Annotated in this window: 16 protein-coding genes; all 16 read left to right on the forward strand. The window is 38.8% G+C overall.

From position 1 onward, the window contains the following. The first annotated feature begins 46 nt into the window (after positions 1-46). The 16 genes from ACW6PM_RS02010 to ACW6PM_RS02085 all read left to right on the forward strand — a co-directional run bounded on the left by ACW6PM_RS02010 (position 47) and on the right by ACW6PM_RS02085 (position 20544). Positions 47-1381, forward strand: a complete 1335-nt coding sequence (locus ACW6PM_RS02010; RefSeq protein ID WP_456056055.1) for a glycosyltransferase family 2 protein — start codon at positions 47-49, stop codon at positions 1379-1381. A 59-nt stretch (positions 1382-1440) separates the two neighbouring features. Continuing rightward, complete coding sequence (locus ACW6PM_RS02015) at positions 1441-2385, forward strand: ROK family glucokinase (protein WP_456056056.1); 945 nt, start codon at positions 1441-1443, stop codon at positions 2383-2385. Between the two features lie 75 nt (positions 2386-2460). Next, the gene (locus ACW6PM_RS02020; protein ID WP_456056057.1) at positions 2461-4812 is read left to right on the forward strand and encodes a RelA/SpoT family protein; all 2352 of its coding nucleotides are present in this window, start codon (positions 2461-2463) and stop codon (positions 4810-4812) included. A gap of 50 nt (positions 4813-4862) precedes the next feature. Further along, the gene (locus tag ACW6PM_RS02025; protein WP_308500161.1) at positions 4863-5492 is read left to right on the forward strand and encodes an MBL fold metallo-hydrolase; all 630 of its coding nucleotides are present in this window, start codon (positions 4863-4865) and stop codon (positions 5490-5492) included. After that, positions 5489-7084 (forward strand): coproporphyrinogen dehydrogenase HemZ, encoded by a 1596-nt coding sequence (gene hemZ / locus ACW6PM_RS02030; RefSeq protein WP_456056058.1) that lies wholly within the window; start codon positions 5489-5491, stop codon positions 7082-7084. The genes ACW6PM_RS02025 and hemZ overlap by 4 nt, the downstream gene beginning before the upstream one ends. Positions 7085-7376: 292 nt before the next feature. Beyond that, positions 7377-8825: a sugar transferase gene (locus ACW6PM_RS02035; RefSeq protein ID WP_456056059.1), complete on the forward strand. Its 1449-nt coding sequence runs from the start codon at positions 7377-7379 to the stop codon at positions 8823-8825. Next, positions 8825-9940 carry a UDP-galactopyranose mutase gene (gene glf, locus ACW6PM_RS02040; RefSeq protein WP_456056060.1) on the forward strand — a complete coding sequence of 372 codons (1116 nt, stop codon included), beginning with the start codon at positions 8825-8827 and terminating at the stop codon, positions 9938-9940. Before ACW6PM_RS02035 ends, glf begins: the two co-directional genes overlap by 1 nt. Positions 9941-9967: 27 nt before the next feature. Beyond that, positions 9968-11035 carry a glycosyltransferase family 2 protein gene (locus tag ACW6PM_RS02045; RefSeq protein ID WP_456056061.1) on the forward strand — a complete coding sequence of 356 codons (1068 nt, stop codon included), beginning with the start codon at positions 9968-9970 and terminating at the stop codon, positions 11033-11035. Positions 11036-11056: 21 nt separating this feature from the next. Beyond that, complete coding sequence (locus ACW6PM_RS02050) at positions 11057-13009, forward strand: hypothetical protein (protein ID WP_456056062.1); 1953 nt, start codon at positions 11057-11059, stop codon at positions 13007-13009. A 14-nt stretch (positions 13010-13023) separates the two neighbouring features. After that, positions 13024-14352: an O-antigen polymerase gene (locus tag ACW6PM_RS02055; RefSeq protein ID WP_456056063.1), complete on the forward strand. Its 1329-nt coding sequence runs from the start codon at positions 13024-13026 to the stop codon at positions 14350-14352. Positions 14353-14365: 13 nt separating this feature from the next. Then, the gene (locus ACW6PM_RS02060) at positions 14366-15307 is read left to right on the forward strand and encodes a glycosyltransferase family 2 protein (protein WP_456056064.1); all 942 of its coding nucleotides are present in this window, start codon (positions 14366-14368) and stop codon (positions 15305-15307) included. Between the two features lie 20 nt (positions 15308-15327). Continuing rightward, positions 15328-16515, forward strand: coding sequence for a polysaccharide pyruvyl transferase family protein (locus tag ACW6PM_RS02065; RefSeq protein WP_456056065.1), 1188 nt, complete (start codon positions 15328-15330; stop codon positions 16513-16515). Positions 16516-16542: 27 nt separating this feature from the next. Next, positions 16543-17724, forward strand: a complete 1182-nt coding sequence (locus tag ACW6PM_RS02070) for a ribose-phosphate pyrophosphokinase (protein WP_456056066.1) — start codon at positions 16543-16545, stop codon at positions 17722-17724. 24 nt (positions 17725-17748) lie between these two features. Then, a complete protein-coding gene (locus tag ACW6PM_RS02075; protein WP_117719613.1) occupies positions 17749-18585 on the forward strand; it encodes a transketolase in 837 nt (278 codons plus the stop codon). Beyond that, the gene (locus tag ACW6PM_RS02080) at positions 18573-19523 is read left to right on the forward strand and encodes a transketolase family protein (protein WP_456056067.1); all 951 of its coding nucleotides are present in this window, start codon (positions 18573-18575) and stop codon (positions 19521-19523) included. The genes ACW6PM_RS02075 and ACW6PM_RS02080 overlap by 13 nt, the downstream gene beginning before the upstream one ends. 4 nt (positions 19524-19527) lie before the next feature. Then, positions 19528-20544 carry a hypothetical protein gene (locus tag ACW6PM_RS02085; RefSeq protein WP_456056068.1) on the forward strand — a complete coding sequence of 339 codons (1017 nt, stop codon included), beginning with the start codon at positions 19528-19530 and terminating at the stop codon, positions 20542-20544. Positions 20545-20561 lie beyond the last annotated feature (17 nt).

The following is a 20561-nucleotide window of genomic DNA, read 5'->3' on the forward strand; positions in this document are numbered from 1 at the left end:
ATAGAAGAAATGAATAGTTGCCTGATAGAAAGGAATGTGCATAAATATGGCGAAAATAGGAATTGTTATATGTAACTATAATAAACAAAATGATGTTATTGACTGTATACAGTCAGTTCTTGAATCAAAATATGAGGATTATCACATCTATGTTGTGGATAACGCATCAACAGACGAGTCGGTGAGGTTGATAAGAGAGTGTTACGGAAGCTGCGACAGGCTCACACTTATCGAAAACAGTGAAAATCTCGGAGGCTCTGGTGGCTTCAATACAGGGCTTCGCGTGGCGATGGCAGAGGGACACATGTATCTGATGTGCGTAGACAATGACGCACTGCTTGACGAAAACTGTATAGGAACACTTTCGGATTTCCTTGATTCACATGAGAAGGTAGGCATAGCGGCGGCAAAGATTTATCATACCGGGCAGGAAAACTATGTGCAGCAGTATGGCTCGTTCATAGATTATGATAATTACAGCGTGGACTCGACGTATCTAAATCATATAGAGGATGGTTCAATGCCTGATGTGGTATATTCTGATGCAGTCCCGGCGTGCGCGCTCATGATAAGACGTATGGTTGCAGAAAATATTGGCGTCATGCCTGAGGAGAATTTCCTCTATTGGGATGACACCGAGTGGTGTGTCAGGTGCAGGGAGGCAGGTTACGAGGTTGCATCTGTAGGTGCAGCAGCGGCAAGTCATGCGATGGGGGCAAAAAAGGAGGATATTAATACATTTCCAACCTACTATGCATGGCGGAACTGGATCAAGTTCTTTTTAGACCATATTGATGAGGAAAGACTTTCAGATATGGCAGAGACATTTCTTGGCTCGATATTTGAGATAAACTACACAGGTCTATATCGCGGGGAAGAAAACCGCTCAAAAACAGTTATGGCGGCATTAGATGATGCACTTCACAAAGTTATGGGAAAAGCGAAGGAGGACAGGATATTTAATCTGGAATTGACTTATGATGGGCTTGAGAGGGCGATAGGCGATAAGTCGGATATAGCTATAATAGCAGGTGAATTTCCGTTATATGCAGATGCACTCAAGGAAAAAATAAAAGTCATGTGGCCTGATAAAAGGGTTTACATTGTTGGTTTGCAGGATACTGACGAAGCATATGGTACAGCACATTTTCAACTGGATGCCACAATCACCATCTGTGAGAGTATTTTCAGGCAGGAAGACCTCAGCCTTTCCACATATGTGATGGACCTGGATGGAAATGTACTGGTCGATGAGGATGACGTGCTCATGGTCATAAACTATAATTTCAGCCGCAGAAGTTTTATCTTTTCTATGAAGCCACTTTTTATGAGGCTTTCGAGGCAAAATTACGGATTTAAAAAAAACAATGAAAAACATTGAAAAATATGCAATTAGGCAATAAAATATAAACATAGTTTAACGATTTGGAGGACGAAAAAATGAAACAATATGCATACGGAGTAGATATAGGTGGAACAACTGTAAAGATAGGCTTTTTCGAGACCACAGGAAAGCTTGTCGATACATGGGAGATTCCTACACGCACAGAGAATTCCGGCGAGCTCATTCTGCCTGATATCGCAGCATCCATCAAGGAGAATAACGAGAAGCACGGCATCGAGATGGGTGACATCGAGGGTATAGGCATGGGGGTGCCGGGACCGATAAAGGATGACGGAACAGTATTGAAGTGTGTCAACCTCGGCTGGGGCGTGTTCAACGTGGCACAGTCACTCTCAGTGCTGTGCGGCGGCATCAAGGTAAAGGCCGGAAACGATGCCAACGTAGCTGCACTTGGTGAGATGTGGCAGGGTGGCGGAAAGGGCCATCAGGACGTAGTCATGATCACACTCGGCACAGGAGTAGGCGGAGGAATCATCCGCGAGGGCAAAATCATAGCCGGAGTAAACGGAGCAGGCGGAGAGATAGGACATATGCCTATGGTAGATGATGAGTCAGAGTGCTGTGGCTGCGGCAAGAAGGGCTGCTTAGAGCAGTATGCATCAGCAAACGGACTTGTAAGAGTAGCAGAGAGATACATTGCAGCACACAGGGATGTGGAAACAAAGCTTGATTTAAATGCAGGCTTCACAGCCAAGGATGTATGCGATGCGGCAAAGGCAGGAGATGCAGCGGGCATTGCGGCTGTAGAGCAGTCTATGAAGCTTCTCGGCAAGGCAATGGCAGCAGTAGCATGCGTCATGGACCCTGAGGTATTTGTTGTAGGCGGAGGCCTCTCAAAGGCAGGCAGTATCATCATCGACACAGCAGCAAAGTACTATAAAGAGTATGCCTTCCATGCAAGCCGTGAGACAGAGATCAAGCTTGCCACACTCGGCAACTCAGCAGGCATGTATGGCGGAGTAAAGATGGTTATCGGCTAACAACATAAGATTGCAATTTTTAAAGAAATAAAATATAATGGCTACTAAAGATACACTACAATCGAGGTGAGACTATTGGCAGATTACTCAACAGAAGAATTAGAAAAAATAGCGGACAAATTTCGCTCAGATACCAGCGGTATAAGGGGAACAAAGGATTTTACGAGCCCAGAGGAGCTTTACGATGAGCTTAAAAAGGAAATCAAAAAGTACCATCCGTCGGATGACACGAGCCTTGTGGACAAAGCCTACAGGGTAGCTTATGATGCCCATAAGGGGCAGGCGCGTAAGTCAGGAGAGCCTTATATCATACATCCGCTGTGTGTTGCCATAATACTCGCCGAGCTCGAGCTGGATAAGGAAACCATTGCAGCAGGACTGCTCCATGATGTGCTGGAGGATACCATCATGACCATGGATGAGATGCGCGCGGAGTTTGGAGACGATGTCGCACATCTGGTGGATGGCGTCACGAAGTTAAAACACCTGCATCTGACAGACAGCACCAAGGATCCGAAGGACAAGAATGCGGACAGGCTTGAGATGCAGGCTGAGAATCTGCGCAAGATGTTTCTCGCCATGGCAAAGGATATCAGAGTCATCCTCATAAAGCTGGCAGACAGACTGCACAATATGCGTACGCTCAAGTACCAGTCAAAGGAGGCACAGCAGCGTATCGCCAGAGAGACACAGGATATCTACTGCCCTATCGCACAGCGACTTGGTATCAGCAAGATAAAGATAGAGCTCGAGGACCTTTGTATGAAGTACCTCTATCCGGATGCCTACTACGATCTGGTAGAGAAGGTAGCCCTCAGAAAGACAGAGCGCGACACCTACATCCAGGGCCTGGTAAACGATGTCAAGAAGTATGTTTCAGATGCCGGCATCAAGGCTGAGATATACGGCAGGGCAAAGCATTTCTTCAGTATATATAAGAAGATGGTCAATCAGGACAAGACGATAGACCAAATATATGATCTCTTTGCCATCAGGATTCTGGTGGATACCATACCGGACTGCTACGCAGTGCTTGGCATCATACATGAGAAGTATAAGCCTATACCGGGCCGTTTCAAGGACTATATCGCCATGCCGAAGCAGAACATGTACCAGTCGCTTCACACGACGCTCATAGGCCCGAGTGGACAGCCGTTTGAGATACAGATTCGTACCTACGAGATGCATCGTACTGCTGAGTACGGTATCGCGGCACATTGGAAGTACAAGGAAACAAACAACGGCAATGCCACTACCACCACTGTCACAGAGGAGGAGAAGCTCAGCTGGCTGCGCCAGATACTCGAGTGGCAGCAGGACATGTCGGATAATAAGGAGTTTATGACTTTATTAAAGAGTGATTTAAATTTATTCTCCGACAATGTATTTGCATTCACACCGTCCGGCGATGTAAAGAACCTGCCAAAGGGCTCCACACCTATAGACTTTGCCTACAGCATACACTCTGCGGTCGGCAACAAGATGGTCGGTGCCAAGGTAAACGGCAAGCTGGTGCCGATAGACTATGTCATCAAAAACGGTGACCAGATAGAGATAATCACCTCACAGAACTCCAAGGGACCAAGCCGTGACTGGCTCAAGGTCGTAAAGAGCACACAGGCCAAGAACAAGATCAACCAGTGGTTCAGAAGTGAGCTCAAGGAGGAGAATATACAGCACGGCAAGGATCTGATAGCAGCCTATGCCAAGGCAAAGGGCATCAACTTTGCAGAGGTAAACAAGCCTGAGTATCAGGAGAAAATACGCCGCAAATACGGCTTCCACGACTGGAACTCATGCCTTGCAACCGTCGGCCACGGCGGACTCAAGGAGAGCCAGATAGTCAACAGGATGTACGACGAGTACAAGAAGGACCATGTGGTGCCTGTGACAGATGCAGATGTGCTTGGCAGCATTGCGGAAAAGCAGCAGGCGGCAGCAGGCACACAGCCGGAGCACAAGTCAAAGAGCGGTATTGTGGTACACGGGCTCTATGACGTGGCAGTGCATTTCTCGAAGTGTTGCAATCCTGTTCCGGGAGACGAGATCGTGGGCTTTGTCACAAGAGGCCGCGGTATCTCCATCCACAGGACAGACTGCGTGAATATCATCAACCTGTCCAAGATAGAAAAGGACAGGCTTATAGAAGCAGAGTGGCAGGATACAGCCCTCATGGACAACGGTGCCGAGTATCAGGCAGACCTGAAGATATTCTGTCATGACAGGCCGGGACTGCTCGTAGATATCACCAAGATATTTACCGAGAAGGAAATCAATATCAGTGGAATCCAGTCCAAGACCAGCAAGCAGGGCATCGCTACAATCGAGGTATTTTTCAATATCAGAGGCAGGGACCAGATAAAGGTTCTCGTGGAGAAGCTCAGACAGATAGAAAGTGTAATAGACGTAGAGAGGACCACCGGCTAAATCCCGGTGGTTCTTGCGTGAAGCATATAAAATATAAGGAGTATACCCATATGGTAAATATGAAGATAGACCACTTCGTAGTGGGACCGGTGCAGACCAACTGCTACTTTGTCACCAACATAAAGACAAAGGAAATGATAATAATAGACCCGGGCGCGTGTGCAGAACAGCTCGCAAAAAAAGTGGATGAATCAGGCGCAAAGCCTGTAGCAATACTGCTCACACACGGACACTTTGACCATGCCACGGATGCAAAGCCGCTTGCAGACCGCTACGGCATCAAAATATATATCCATGAGGCAGACAGAGCCACACTCGACGACCCGCAGCTTAATGTCAGCTACATGATGGGCCAGTCAAAGACCTTCTATGCAGATGTATTTTTGAAGGACAAGCAGGAGCTTGACATCGCAGGCTTTCACATAGTAGTGCTTCACACACCGGGTCATACACCGGGCGGCTGTTGCTATTATTTCCCGTATGAGGACGTGATCTTTACAGGAGATTCGCTGTTTTGCGGCTCAATCGGACGTACGGATTTCAAGGGCGGCAGCATGTCAGACCTCGTGCGCACAGTGAAGGAAAAGATCATGACACTGCCTGAGCATACAGAGGTATACCCGGGCCACAACGACACAACAACCATAGAAAACGAGAGGATGTATAACCCTTACTTATGATAGTAGTAGTATTTAATAAACCGGATTTTGAATACGATGTGCACTCATTGCTCAAGGAGTTCTTCCCACAGGAGGATGTGCAGATGTACTATAGCTGCTCACCTGATGAGGTGGAAGGGAAGAACCTGGCCTGCACACACCACGAGATGACAGATGATGGTGTAAAGGAATTTGCGGATGCCTCACAGGTATTTAAGATAGACTATGTGGGTGAAGAGATTGCGGTGGAGTGGACTGTAAATAAGGTTAGCGGAAGTAATTTCATGACAGATGATATGCAGCAAGCCGACGAAAGTGGCATTAATACAGCCGGAGAAAGTATCTGCACAAAAATATCTGTGAATGGCACAGACCGCAAGGAGACCAAAAACCGCCTCAAGCTTGTCCTCTATTCAATGATAGAAAAGGGCACAGGAAAGAGCCTTCCGTGGGGCACACTCTCAGGCATCAGACCAACCAAGATAGCCATGAAATGCATAGAGGACGGCATGAGCGATAAAGAAACCTACGACTATCTGAAGGAAACCTATCTCGCAAGCGATGGGAAAATCGACCTCTCAATAGGCATAGCAAAGCGCGAGAAGGCACTGCTCGATAGGGTGGATTATGACAACGGCTACAGCCTGTACATAGGCATACCATTCTGCCCGAGCACCTGTGCATACTGCTCGTTTACATCATATCCGCTCGGCGTGTGGAAAAACCGCGTAGATGATTATCTCGACGCACTCGAGAAGGAGATAGATTACACAGCGCAGAAGTTCTACCACAAAAAGCTAAACTCCATCTATATAGGAGGCGGTACACCGACCACCCTAAGCCCTGCACAGCTTGACAGGCTTATCAGAAAAATTAAATGCAGCTTTGATTTAAAGGATTGTCTGGAATTTACTGTGGAGGCGGGCAGACCGGACTCTATCACGAGAGAAAAACTCCTGGCACTAAAGAAAAACGGCATCAGCCGTATATCAGTCAATCCGCAGACCATGAAGCAGCAGACACTTGATATAATAGGAAGACACCACACTGTAGATGATACGATAAACAGCTTCAAGCTTGCGCGTGAACTTGGCTTCGACAACATAAACATGGACCTCATCATGGGACTTCCCGAGGAGACACTCGATGATGTAAGGCACACAATGGAGCTCGTGAAGGAGCTGGCACCTGACAACGTCACCATCCACTCGCTCGCAGTAAAGCGAGCTGCAAGACTCACCATCTTCAAGGACCGCTACAGCGATATGCAGATGGTCAACACCCAGGAGCATATGGACCTCTGCGCAGCCTACTGTAAGCAGATGGGGCTTGAGCCATACTACCTCTACAGGCAGAAGGGCATGGCAGGCAATATGGAGAACGTGGGCTATGCAGCAAGGGGCAAGGCTGGTGTATACAACATATTGATAATGGAGGAAAAACAGACTATCGTGGCGTGCGGCGCAGGAGCAAGCACCAAGCGTGTCTGGCCCGTACCAAATTCGGACGGTACACACCGCATCGATAGATGCGAGAATGTCAAGGATGTAGGGCAGTATATTGCAAGGATTGATGAGATGATAGAGAGGAAGCAGAGGCTGTTTGAGGAGTAAAAAGAGCTATATGCTTTAAAATAATGTATAATTATTGGTGTTGTAATACCATTGCGATTAGCGAATGTGTCAAAAATTATAAAGAAAACCTAATATTCATTGACAAAGAATTAAAAATGGGTGAAAATATATTATTGAAAAACCCTGATTAGATACAGAAAAAGATACAAATAACCGAATAAAACAAACAGAAAATATAACAGACAAAAATAATTCGGGGGGGGTACCAAGGTACCTCCCTCGAGTAGGTATAGAGGGAAATAATAGATACCACAAGGAGAATTTAGAAAGAATGTACAGAAAGAAAGGCAGAGGATGGACAAAGCATATAGACTTTATGCTTATAGATATCGCATGCATTGTTATAGCATTTTTTATTTCATATGTGATACGCTTCGGCTTTAATAACCCATACATGGACAAGGACTACCGTATACTGGGGGTAGCATTTCTTCTGATAGATTTCTTTGTGGAGATAATGGCAGACTCATTCAAGAATGTCCTAAAACGCGGATATCTGGATGAATTTATATCGACCTGCAAGCATGCAGTGCTTGTATTTCTGGTGACAGCATTATTTTTGTTCACCACGCAGATGGCTGATATATACTCGAGATTATCATTTTATATCATGTTTCCAATCTATGTGACAATGACATATATAGCAAGGGTGGCACTCAAGAGCATCCTTAAGAAAAAGGGCTTTGGAGCATCAAAAAAATCGCTGTTTGTCATAGCACCTGATGCTATGCTTCGTGATACACTGCGCACAGTGGAAAAAAGCTGTATAGGCTATACAAAGATAGTAGCGGCATCGCTGGATACAGATCTGAAGGGTAAGACTATATGCGGCATACCGATAGTTGCAAACCACGATGGCATAGTGGACTATGCGTGCGATGAGTGGGTGGATGAGGTGCTTATCCCGCCGTGTAGCGAGGATGAATATCCGGAGAGGATGGCGGATATATTCCTTGAGATGGGAATTGCAGTACATACAGGAATAGCCAAAAACGGCACAGCCCAGGGTGGCTACAAGCAGATAGAAAAGATAGGCGACTATACAGTAGTCACATCAAGCGTGAACTATGCCAACACCAGTGCACTTCTGGTAAAGAGGGGCATGGATATAGTCGGAGGATTGGTAGGATGCCTGTTTACACTTATCATCATGATATTTGTGGGACCGGCGATATACATAGCATCGCCGGGACCGATATTCTTCTCACAGGAGAGAGTCGGCAGAAACGGCAGAAAGTTCAAGATGTATAAATTCCGCAGCATGTATATGGATGCCGAGGAGCGAAAGAAGGAGCTTATGGCACAGAATAAAGTGGGTGACGGAATGATGTTTAAGATGGACTTTGACCCGAGAATCATAGGCAATAAGGTGCTGCCAAACGGAAAGAAGAAAACCGGAATTGGGCAGTTTATCAGGAAAACAAGCCTGGATGAGTTCCCACAATTCTTCAATATACTAGTAGGGGATATGAGCCTGGTAGGTACCAGACCACCAACACTCGATGAGTGGGAAAAGTATGAACCACATCACAGAGCCAGAATGTCATTCAGACCGGGGCTGACAGGGCTTTGGCAGGTGAGTGGCAGGAGTAATATCACGGACTTTGAGGAAGTGGTGAAGTTGGATACTCAGTATATTGCGGAATGGAGTGTTAAGAATGATATTAAAATTATTTTTAAGACTGCAGTAGGTGTATTAAAAAATGATGGAGCAGTGTGATGAAGAAATATGATTATTTAATAGTTGGCTCAGGATTATATGGGGCAATTTTTGCACATGAAGCAAAAGAAAAAGGAAGGAAAGTTCTTGTAATAGATAAGAGATCAACTATTGCGGGAAATGTTTATACAGAAAAACAAGAAGGGATAAATGTGCATAAATATGGAGCACATATTTTCCATACAAACAATAAAAAAGTGTGGAGCTACATCACACAGTTTGCTGAATTTAACAGATTTACAAATAGTCCTGTGGCAAATTATAAAGGTGAGTTATATTCAATGCCTTTTAATATGTATACGTTTAATAAAATGTGGGGTGTTGTAACGCCAGAAGAAGCTGCGGCAAAGATAGAGGAACAGAAAAGAGAAATCACTGGAGAACCTAAAAATCTTGAAGAACAAGCCATCTCGCTTGTGGGACGAGATATATACGAAAAGCTTGTTAAAGGATATACAGAAAAACAGTGGGGACGAGACTGCAAAGAACTTCCGGCATTTATTATTAAACGTCTCCCGGTAAGATTAACATTTGATAACAATTACTTCAATGCATTATATCAAGGAATCCCGATTGGAGGATACACAAAGATGGTTGATAAAATCCTTGATGGCATTGAGGTTAAGCTTAATACAGATTATCTTGAAAATAAAGAAGAACTTGATTCTTTGGCTGAAAAGATAGTATATACCGGACCGATTGATGCATATTTTGGATACAAGCTTGGAACACTTGAATATCGTTCGGTGCGTTTCGAGAATGAAACACTTGATATTCCAAACTTTCAAGGAAATGCGGCTGTAAATTACACAGATCGTGAGACTCCGTGGACACGTATTATTGAGCATAAATGGTTTGAATTTGGCAAAGATGAGAATGGTAATGATATACCAAAGACAATCATTAGCCGTGAGTATTCATCAGAATGGAAAGCGGGTGACGAACCGTATTACCCTGTAAATGATGAGAAAAACGGTGCTTTATATGCGAAGTATAAGGAACTTGCTGACAAGCAGTCAAATGTCATTTTCGGTGGTAGACTTGGTGAGTACAAGTACTACGATATGGATACTACGATTGCATCAGTACTTGAATTATGTAGTATTGAGTTATAAAAGTTAATATAAAGAAGGAATGATAATATGTGTAAAATATCTGTGATTACACCTGTTTATAAGGTGGAGAATTATTTAGAAAAATGTATAGATAGTATATTAAATCAAACATTTAAAGACTTTGAATTGTTTATAGTAGATGATGGCTCACCAGATTCGTGTGGTAAAATAGCTGATGAATACGCAAAAAAGGATAAAAGAGTAAAAGTTATTCATAAAGAAAATGGAGGAGCACCTAGTGCAAGAAACGCTGGAATTGCACAGGCAAGTGGTGAATATTTTTATTTTCCCGATTCTGATGATTGGATAGAACAAACATATTTGCAAGAGCTCTATAATGTTGCAAAGAAAACAAATGCACAGTTAGTTGTATCTGGTTATACTATGGAATATTATGAGAATAATAAAAGTCAGGCATATTCGGTTGCACCAAATGAAAAATATTATCTGTCAAAAGATGAATTAAGAAAAAACCTACATAAGTATTTTGATAATATGATGATGGCTGTTCCATGGAACAAATTATATAAGGCAGATTATATAAGAGATAGAGAACTTTTATTTCCAAATCTTAAATGGGATGATTTACATTTTAACATGGATGTTATAATGGACATAGAGAGTGTAGCGATAAGTAAAAGCTCGGGATATCATTTTTTTAGGTCCAGAGAGGGATCGGAAACGACAACTGTTTTTGATGGAATGCTTTATCAAAAGAGAAAAGAACAGTTTGAACATATATTGAGAGTATATAAACATTGGAATGTTACTGATGAAAATATCATGAACGAAATATATGGATATTATTCAGCACGATTAGTTCAATGTGTTCAAGAGATTTCTTGCTGTAATAAAGATGACAATACAAAGAAAAAATTAGTTAAGGAAATATTAGATGATGATTTAAGTAGTGAAGCTTTAAAATATGGAAGAATAAATTCTAAATTATTGAGTATTGCTTCGCTCCCAATGAAAATGAGATGGACACTTGGATGTATTACAATGGGAAAATTAATTGGCTTTGTAAAAACAAATATGTCGTCTGTATTTTATAGAATGAAATCAAAATCAGTAAATAAGGCAAATAAAGTATAGAATTTTAAATGGACAGATATTATGATTAAGTCAAAAATAAAGTATTTTTTAGATAACATGCAGATATGCAAAGAAGATGAAAAAGTTATTGAGCAAATAGACAAGCACCAAGAAATTACATTTGATATATTTGATACATTAATAAAAAGAAATGTTCCTAACCCCAAAGATGTTTTTTCCGTTATTGAGAGTACATTAGGCGAAAATGATTTTAGAAAAAAAAGAGTCGAAGCTGAAATAAAAGCTAGAGAGAAAAAAAAAGAGGTTACGCTGGATGAAATTTATGATGAGTACGAGTTTACAAATTTAAATAGAGAAACAATAAAAACGGCAGAAATAGAGTATGAATTGTCTATGTGTGTGGCTAATATGGATATATTACCTATTTTTAAATATGCGTGTGAAAATAAAAGGGTTTTTTTAGTATCTGATATGTATTTATCTAGGGATGTTATAGAAGAAATACTTAATAATGCAGGAATAGTCGGCTATGAACAATTGATTATATCTAATGAGTTAAATATTAATAAGCATAGTGGTGATTTATATAATTACATCAGAGAAAAATATGAATTTAAAAATCCGTTACATATTGGGAATGATTTTGTATCTGACTATTTAATGGCTAAAAAACAGAAATTCGATGCATTAAAAATAAGAACAAATACATATAGATTAGATAGAAAATATTTAAAAGTGAATAATTCTGAATATCTTAACGCTTTTTTAAGCAATTACCACAGCTTGGAGAATGGTGATTACTATAATTTTGGATTTGAAAGATTTGGTCCTGTATTATATGGATTTACTAAATGGTTGTATGAGGATATGGAAAAGGAAAAAATAGATGAAGTATTCTTTATGGCACGTGATGGATATATTATAAAAAAAGTATACGACCAATTAGGGTATAATAAAAATATTCCAGACAGATACTTTGAAGTATCAAGAAGAAGCTTACGAGTTCCAAGGTATGCTAAATTTAATTCATTGGAAGAAATTATGGGTGAAACACCGTTACTGTCTGTTACTAATATGGAGCAGATTTTAGATAGTTTTGGTTTGAATCCATTAAAATATAAGAAAATAATCAATAAATATGGATTTAATCTTGATAGTGTATTGAAAAGAGATAACTTAGTAAATGAAAAAAAGTTTGTTGCTATATTTAATGAAATAAAAGATGATATCTTCGAAAATGCAATCGCAGAAAATGATTTGTTGTTGGAGTATTTGAAACAATTTGATTTTTCGAAAAAAATAGCAATAGTTGATATAGGATGGGGAGGCTCAATTCAAAGTAATTTAGTACAAACGTTAGATGAGAATCATATGGAAAATGATATTATAGGATATTATTTTGGATTAGCAAAGGAGTCAAAAAATAAGCTAGGTAAAAAAGGATATAAAGCTAAAGGCTATTTATTTGATTGTTTAAATAGTGATAGTGATCATGATATTGAAATTTCCTTTAGACCACTATTCGAGACGCTGTTTCTTGAACAGAGTGGCTCAATAATGAAATATGAACATAAGGATAATGCAGTAGTTGCAAAACGCTATCCTTATGAATATGAGATTGATAGAAGTCTTCTACCGGAAGCATTAAGAGTAAGAGATATACAAGAAGGAGCCTTACAGTTTGCGAGAAAGTATAGCTTGAGTAAATTGTCTGATTATATTGGAGATAATAGAGAACTGTATTTTGATTATATTTATTCTACTGGGACTAATCCGAGTAAAAAAGATTTAGAAATGTATGGTGATTTCTTGTTTTTTAATAATGGATCGGAGGCATATTTGTCAAAAACAAAAGGAATGGGGTATTATATTATACATCCTAAGCAGTTCTTGAAAGATTTGTCAGCCGCTCAGTGGAAGATAGGCTATCTTAAAAGAACTTTAAAAGTTAGATTACCATATTTGAAAATATATACACTATTGCATAGAATTGCAAATGGGACTGAAGATTAGTTGGGTGAATAAAAATGATATATTTATTATGTATATGTGTTTTTGGATTATTTGTGCTTTCTGCAATTGTATTTAAGAGGGATTTCACTGCACCTGCGGTTTTAATTACGTTAGGCTTTGTTATTTCTCTTTTGTGCTGTTGTATATATGCAGATGAATGGAATTTTAGTGAATATCGTTTGTTTTGGGTTATTATTTCCGGATTATCAGGCTTTATTTTAGCTTGTTGGTTAGCGTATGTTTTTGTTAAGAAAAGAAAAACGAAATCATGTGAAATTACAAACGTGAAAATATCGACTGTTGATGAAGTAGATATTTCTAATATAAAATTAACAATTTATCTTGGAATACAATTAGTATTTGTTTTATTTCAAATTTATGATTTATATAGAAATTCCAGAGGCGGTTCATTAGCTTATGCAATAGGATATTATTATAGTATGAATAGTTCGGGCACATTGGAATATAAATCACAAATATTAAATATAGCAGGAATTTTGATAATGCCTGCTAATTATATACTTTTATATGTTTTGGCTAGAAAAATTGCTCATAGAAGAAAAGTAGCTGTTTTGTTAATACTTAACGTTGGAGTTTCGATTGTCAGTTCGCTACTTGGTGGTACACGTACAACACTGTTTATGTATGCTATCTCTTTTTCTGTTATGTTTATTATACAGAAGCAGCGAGTGACAAAGAAAAAAATAAATATCAATTTAAAAAATATTATTAAGTTTTTCATAGTATTTTATTTGGCAATAGTTGTTTTCTCCTCGCTTTTTTCACTACAAGGAAGAACAATTAGCGATCTTACCATGGTTGATTTGATTGCTAATTATTTAGGAGCTCCAATAAAAAATCTTGAGTTATTTATTAAGGATAATATTACAAATAATGGAAAACCAGCTGGAAGTGCAACTTTTATGAATACGTACACATGGCTGAATGAATTAACAGGAAAACAAATATTTGACCTTCCTAATTTGTACAAATATAGATGGAATAATGGAAAAATTCTTGGTAATGTATATACACAGTTTATGCCATTATATTATGATTATGGCATTGGAGGTGTTTTTTTTGTTATGTTTATTTTAGGCTTTTTTTGCCAGAAAATTTATAACAAAGTAAAAATGCAAGCTGATAATAATAGAATTGATTATCATTTGATACTATATTCGTATATTGCTTTTGCAATAGTATTTTGTTTTTTCTCAAATAAATTTTTTGAGTTAATTTTTGCAAGGGCAATGATTTATAATATTGTTGGAATATTATTCTTTGATATATTGTTCTTTAGATTGCAAGTTAAAGAGCGTGGGTTTGTGATTAGAATAAGGTAAGTAGGTTTTAAGAATGAATAAAAGTGTAAGTATAATAGTTCCAGCATATAATGCAAGTGAATATATTGATTTATGTTTAAAATGTTTAATAAAACAATCTTATAGCAATTATGAAATTATAGTAATTGATGATGGTTCAACGGACGAAACTTCGAAAATTTGTGATTGTTTTGCAAAGAAGAATAATAATATTAAAGTATTTCATACAAGAAATAATGGAGCAGGTGAGGCTAGAAACATTGGGCTAAGTCATGCAAATGGTGATTATATATGTTTTGTTGATGCTGATGATATGGTTGAGTCTAACTATATAGAGGGACTTGTCAATGGAATTATAGATAATGATTTATCTATTTGTAGCTATGATAAAAAGTTGGTGCGACTGAATAATAGTGATAATTTAATAATAGAAAATATAGACCAGATTACCACTTTTCGGAGAATGTTTGCTTCAGACGGAGAAAAAAAATTATGTTATGGATATTTATGGAATAAACTTTTTCGCAAAGACATAATTGAAAAATATAATATAAAATTTCAAAGCAAATACATTATGTGGGAGGATATGCATTTTTGCTGCCAGTATGTTATAAACATATGTAATATAGGATATGTAAATAATGTGCTGTATCATTATAATTGTACGAATAATGAGAGTATTAGTCACAAAATAAGTAATAAAACAATGAAATTATGGATTGAGGCAGCACGAAGTATCGAATTGTTATTGGGAGAAAGTTTGGTAAAAAACACTGGATATGATGTACTAATGGCTGATTTATATATGAAAAAGCTTATATCTGGTGTAAAATTGAAAGTGCATGTAGAAGAAGACATACTTAACTATTTATGTAAAAATAAAAATATGCTTAGAAAAAAGTATAATATATATTTGAGAATATACGTTTTAAACCCGGAAATTTTAATTGCGATGAGAAAATTAATAACTGTTTGATGTGTAAGGAAAATGAAACTATGATAGGTATAATTACTTTATATTATAAGAATTACAATATTGGAGGGTTATTGCAAGCATATGCATTACAAAAAGTACTTTCTAATTTAAACATTGAGTCAGAACAAGTTAGAGTTTGGCATTATAAGAGAGAGTATATAACTTTCAAGAATAAAGTAAGTAGAAAAATATGTCACATTATAAAAAACCCAATTAAAGAGGCAAAAGTTACTATAAATAATAGTAACTTAAAAAAGAGAAGAAAACTTATACAGGATGAATTATTAGTACGTGAAAAATTAATGGAGCAGTTCATGGATAAGATTCCTCATAGTAATGAGGTGTACGATATATATAACATTAGTGAGAGCTTGCGATTATATAATGGATACATAGTTGGTAGCGATCAAATTTGGAATGATGATTATATATCACAAGATTATATGAAGATTAATATGCTTTCATTTGTGCCAAATGCAATTCTTAAAATGTCATACGCAGCCAGTATTGGAAAACATAATAATTTTAAAGAGTGGTTTATAAATGATTTAGATTATTTAAAAAAATTTGACGCAATATCTGTTAGGGAAAAAACTGCAAATGCATTTTTGAAAAACAGAAAAATTGAATCTACAGTTACTTTAGACCCAACACTTTTGTTAGAAAAAGATGAGTGGAATAAATTTGTAAATAAAGAAAAATTGGAATGTAAAAGCCCATATGTGTTTACTTATTTTCTGGGAAAAGATAAGGAAAACAGAATTATTGCAGAGAAGACAGCCAAAAGAAATAATTTGTCTATTGTTAATTTTGCTCATGCAATAAATTATTTCAGAGATGAGGATAAAGATTATGGAGATTATAAAATTGTAGAATATTCTCCGGATGATTTTATAAATTATATTGCTAATGCAAAGATCATAATAACTGATTCGTTTCATGCGGCGGTTTTTTCTATAATCTTTAACAAAGAATTTTGGGTTGTTCCAAGATTGGATGATAGTGGTATATCATCTATGAACTCTAGGTTGAGTGATTTATTAGAGATTTATGGTATGCAAGAAAGATATATTAAAACTCGAGAAGATGTAGAGAATAAAAATATGTATAAAAAAATAAATTATGATGATGTTAATAAACATTTAAATGAACAAAGAAAAGATTCTATAGAGTTTATAGTAAATAGTATTCACAAACAAACGAATTAGTTTATATTAGGGAGAGGAAAAATAACAATGCCAAACGATGAGAGAATTTTGGAGACTATGCCAACCGGTACACTTGGACTTGTTGCAACTGACAGTTGTATAGGTCTTGCCCAGAAGGTAGATGCATACTTACAGGGCTGGAGAGAGCACAGAGAGCACCAGCATGCTAACGAGAGTGCTTTCAAGGACTACTACAAAAACAGCTATATTATCAAGCCTTCTACGCCTAGATTCGGTTCTGGCGAGGCTAAATGTGTTATCAACCAGTCAGTTCGTGGTTATGATCTGTACATCATGGTAGATGTAACAAACTACAGTCTTACCTATACAGTATGCGGTCAGACAAACCACATGTCACCTGATGACCACTATGCAGACTTAAAGCGTGTTATCGCTGCAGCCGGTGGAAAAGCAAGAAGAATCACAGTTATCATGCCTTTCCTTTATGAGAGCCGTCAGCACAGACGTACAGGCCGTGAGTCTCTTGACTGTCCATTGGCTCTTCAGGAGCTTATCAACATGGGTGTAGACAATATCATCACCTTCGATGCTCATGACCCTCGTGTGGTAAATGCTATTCCTCTTAACGGCTTTGAGAATGTAATGCCTTCTTACCAGTTCATCAAGGGCATCTTAAAGAACGTAAAGGATATCACTATTGACGCTGATCATCTCATGATTATCTCTCCTGATGAGGGTGCTACAAACCGTGCTATCTACCTTGCAAACGTACTCGGAGTGGACATGGGTATGTTCTACAAGCGTCGTGATTACAGCCGTATCGTTGACGGACGTAACCCTATCGTAGCTCATGAGTTCCTCGGAACAAATGTAGAGGGTAAGGATGTTCTTATCATCGATGATATGATTTCTTCAGGCGAGAGTATGATTGATACAGCAAGAGAGCTCAAGAAGCGTAAAGCTAACAGAATCTTTGTTGTTTCTACATTCGGTCTCTTCACAAACGGCTTTGATTCATTTGACAAGGCTTACGAGGAAGGTCTCATCTACAGAGTAGTTACAACAAACCTCATTTACCAGTCACCTGAGCTTCTCTCTAAGGAGTATTATATCAGCTGTGACATGAGTAAATACATCGCATACCTCATTGATACATTAAACCATGACTGTTCTATCAGTGATCTTCTCTCACCATATGACAGAATCAAGAATGTTGTACAGCTATATAATGAAAATGAAGATTTTTGAATTAATAATATGGAGGAAGCAATCATGAACAATCTTGAACTTGAGAAGATGGCGAATGAAATTCGCAAGGACATTGTGACAGCAGTTCACAGTGCCAAATCCGGACATCCGGGTGGATCACTTTCATCAGCAGATATTTTTACATATCTGTATTTTGAGGAGATGAATGTAGACCCTGCCAATCCTAAATGGGAGGACAGGGACCGTTTCGTGCTCTCAAAGGGACACGTAGCACCGGGACTTTACTCTACACTCGCAGAGAAAGGATATTTTCCAAAGGAGGATTTAAAGACACTCCGTCATACAGGCTCATATCTGCAGGGACATCCTGATATGAAGCACATCCCTGGCGTTGATATGTCAAGCGGCTCTCTCGGACAGGGTGTATCTGTCGCAGTAGGAATGGCTGCAGCAGGAAAATATGACAAGAAGGATTACCGTGTATACACACTCACAGGAGACGGCGAGATTCAGGAGGGACAGATCTGGGAGGCTGCCATGTGGGCAGGCCACCGCAAGCTCGACAACCTTGTAGTTATCGTTGACAACAACAACCTCCAGATAGACGGCTCTGTTGAGGACGTATGCTCACCATACCCGATCGACAAGAAGTTTGAGGCATTCAATTTCCACGTAATCAATATCGACGGCAATGATTTTGACCAGATCAGGGCAGCCTTCAAGGAAGCCCGCGAGACAAAGGGCATGCCTACAGCCATTATCGCAAAGACTGTAAAGGGCAAGGGCGTATCCTTCATGGAAAATGCCGCAGGATGGCATGGAAAGGCTCCAAACGATGAGGAGTATGAGATCGCAATGGCAGACTTAGAAAAGGCAGGTGAAGCATTATGTCAGAAGTAAAGAAAATCGCTACAAGAGATAGCTACGGAAACGCACTCGTGGAGCTTGGAAAAGCACACGATGACCTTATTGTACTCGATGCTGACCTGGCAGGTGCCACAAAGACCTGTATCTTCCAGAAGGAGTTTCCTGAGCGCCACTGGGACTGCGGAATCGCAGAGTGCAATATGACAGGAATCGCAGCAGGACTTGCCACATGCGGCAAGGTACCTTTTATCAGCTCATTTGCCATGTTCGCAGCAGGCAGAAACTATGACCAGGTAAGAAACTCAATCGGATATCCTCATCTCAATGTCAAGATAGGAGCCACACACGCAGGAATCTCTGTAGGTGAGGACGGAGCCACACACCAGTGTCTCGAGGATCTTTCACTCATGAGAGAAATCCCGGGCATGGTTGTAATAAACCCATCAGACGATGTGGAGGCAAGAGCCGCAGTAAAGGCAGCCTATGACCATGTAGGCCCTGTATACCTTAGATTCGGCAGACTTGCAGTACCTGTGATCAACGATACACCGGACTACAAGTTCGAAATCGGAAAGGGTATCGTACTCAAAGAAGGCAAGGATGTATCTATATTTGCAACAGGACTTGAGGTATCTGAGACACTTGAGGCAGCAAAAATGCTCGCAGCAGACGGCATAGATGCTGAGGTTATCAATATCCATACAATCAAGCCAATCGACAGAGAGCTGATTGTTAAATCTGTATCAAAGACAGGCAAGGCAGTCACAGTAGAAGAGCACTCTATCAATGGAGGTCTCGGCAGTGCTGTGGCAGAGGTGCTCTGTGAGGAGCAGCCTGCAAAGCTTCTGCGTATCGGTGTAGAGGACCGTTTCGGCGAGTCAGGACCGGCAGTGGAGCTTATCCACAAGTATGGACTGGATGCAGAGGGCATCTACAACAAAGTAAAGAAGTTCGTCTATAATAGAGATTAATATTATGAAGTTTATATATTTTAAGCAAGAAAATAGACTGTTGTACATAAAGCAAGATGTTTATGCAGCTAATAGAATACGAAAAACAATAGAAGAGATGAACCTTACAGATAATGAAGGTGGTTTTGAGCTAGCAAAGAAGTATCTGATAAGGAATGAAAAATCTTCTAAAAAATCTTTGAGTAAATTTTTGTTAAATGTACTAATGAGCGAAATGACTAGAGGAACGGATTTACTGGTTGTTTTTATGTTAGGATTGCTATCAAATTTCTTATCTAGTAAGTTAGATGTTGCAATAAAGCCATGTGTGGTTGGTCTTATTGTTATTTTGATAATAATAAGATGTATTTTAAACATATTATTAAAAAACTCATACAACGAATTAGAGCCATTCGAAATAAGAGTTCTCAAAGATATATCATATGAGCAGTATAAAATATTGAGTGGTATTTATATTGAAAATTTTTCTGGTATAGACGATTACTGTAAGATAAGCATAAGCAAAATACAAAACTTTATAGTTAAAAAATTTAGAAATATAAATAGGAATGATATACTGGATTTTATTTTATGGATAGGATCAATTGTATATGGTGCCGTATTATTTGTGGGATTGGCAATTTTCAACACTAGTGCGGATTTTATTCCGTGGTGCGGTGCAGTTGCATTGACATTAGCATTTTTAGAGTATTGTAGATATGGTAAATATAACTTGATTAATATACATGAAAGTAAGCGATATAGTATTTGTGAAAAGTTTAGAAAACCTGCTTATGAAAGTTGTAAGCTTTTATTAGCACCAACACTTACGGTTATATTTTCTATTATATTATTAAAATTAACTGATCGAACACCATTGGATGTATCGGATACAATATCTAATATGTCGGAACAGATAGTAGGTAGCATTTTTTCTTTATCTCTATCTTTGGTATATTATGCCATATTAATTATATTGTTTAGCGTTATTAATATGATTGGTAATATGATAAGTGGTTGGAAAAAGAAAAATAAACAATAGAAAAAATGTGGTGAATT

This window comes from Agathobacter sp., from assembly GCF_977054825.1.

Bases quoted from the DNA above. Each gene is read 5' to 3' on its own strand.
- ACW6PM_RS02075 (WP_117719613.1), top strand. From the start codon at position 17,749: ATGAACAATCTTGAACTTGAGAAGATGGCGAATGAAATTCGCAAGGAC.
- ACW6PM_RS02085 (WP_456056068.1), top strand. From the start codon at position 19,528: ATGAAGTTTATATATTTTAAGCAAGAAAATAGACTGTTGTACATAAAG.
- ACW6PM_RS02070 (WP_456056066.1), top strand. From the start codon at position 16,543: ATGCCAAACGATGAGAGAATTTTGGAGACTATGCCAACCGGTACACTT.
- glf (WP_456056060.1), top strand. From the start codon at position 8,825: ATGAAGAAATATGATTATTTAATAGTTGGCTCAGGATTATATGGGGCA.
- ACW6PM_RS02060 (WP_456056064.1), top strand. From the start codon at position 14,366: ATGAATAAAAGTGTAAGTATAATAGTTCCAGCATATAATGCAAGTGAA.
- ACW6PM_RS02055 (WP_456056063.1), top strand. From the start codon at position 13,024: ATGATATATTTATTATGTATATGTGTTTTTGGATTATTTGTGCTTTCT.
- hemZ (WP_456056058.1), top strand. From the start codon at position 5,489: ATGATAGTAGTAGTATTTAATAAACCGGATTTTGAATACGATGTGCAC.
- ACW6PM_RS02025 (WP_308500161.1), top strand. From the start codon at position 4,863: ATGGTAAATATGAAGATAGACCACTTCGTAGTGGGACCGGTGCAGACC.
- ACW6PM_RS02045 (WP_456056061.1), top strand. From the start codon at position 9,968: ATGTGTAAAATATCTGTGATTACACCTGTTTATAAGGTGGAGAATTAT.
- ACW6PM_RS02050 (WP_456056062.1), top strand. From the start codon at position 11,057: ATGATTAAGTCAAAAATAAAGTATTTTTTAGATAACATGCAGATATGC.
- ACW6PM_RS02065 (WP_456056065.1), top strand. From the start codon at position 15,328: ATGATAGGTATAATTACTTTATATTATAAGAATTACAATATTGGAGGG.
- ACW6PM_RS02015 (WP_456056056.1), top strand. From the start codon at position 1,441: ATGAAACAATATGCATACGGAGTAGATATAGGTGGAACAACTGTAAAG.
- ACW6PM_RS02010 (WP_456056055.1), top strand. From the start codon at position 47: ATGGCGAAAATAGGAATTGTTATATGTAACTATAATAAACAAAATGAT.
- ACW6PM_RS02080 (WP_456056067.1), top strand. From the start codon at position 18,573: ATGTCAGAAGTAAAGAAAATCGCTACAAGAGATAGCTACGGAAACGCA.
- ACW6PM_RS02035 (WP_456056059.1), top strand. From the start codon at position 7,377: ATGTACAGAAAGAAAGGCAGAGGATGGACAAAGCATATAGACTTTATG.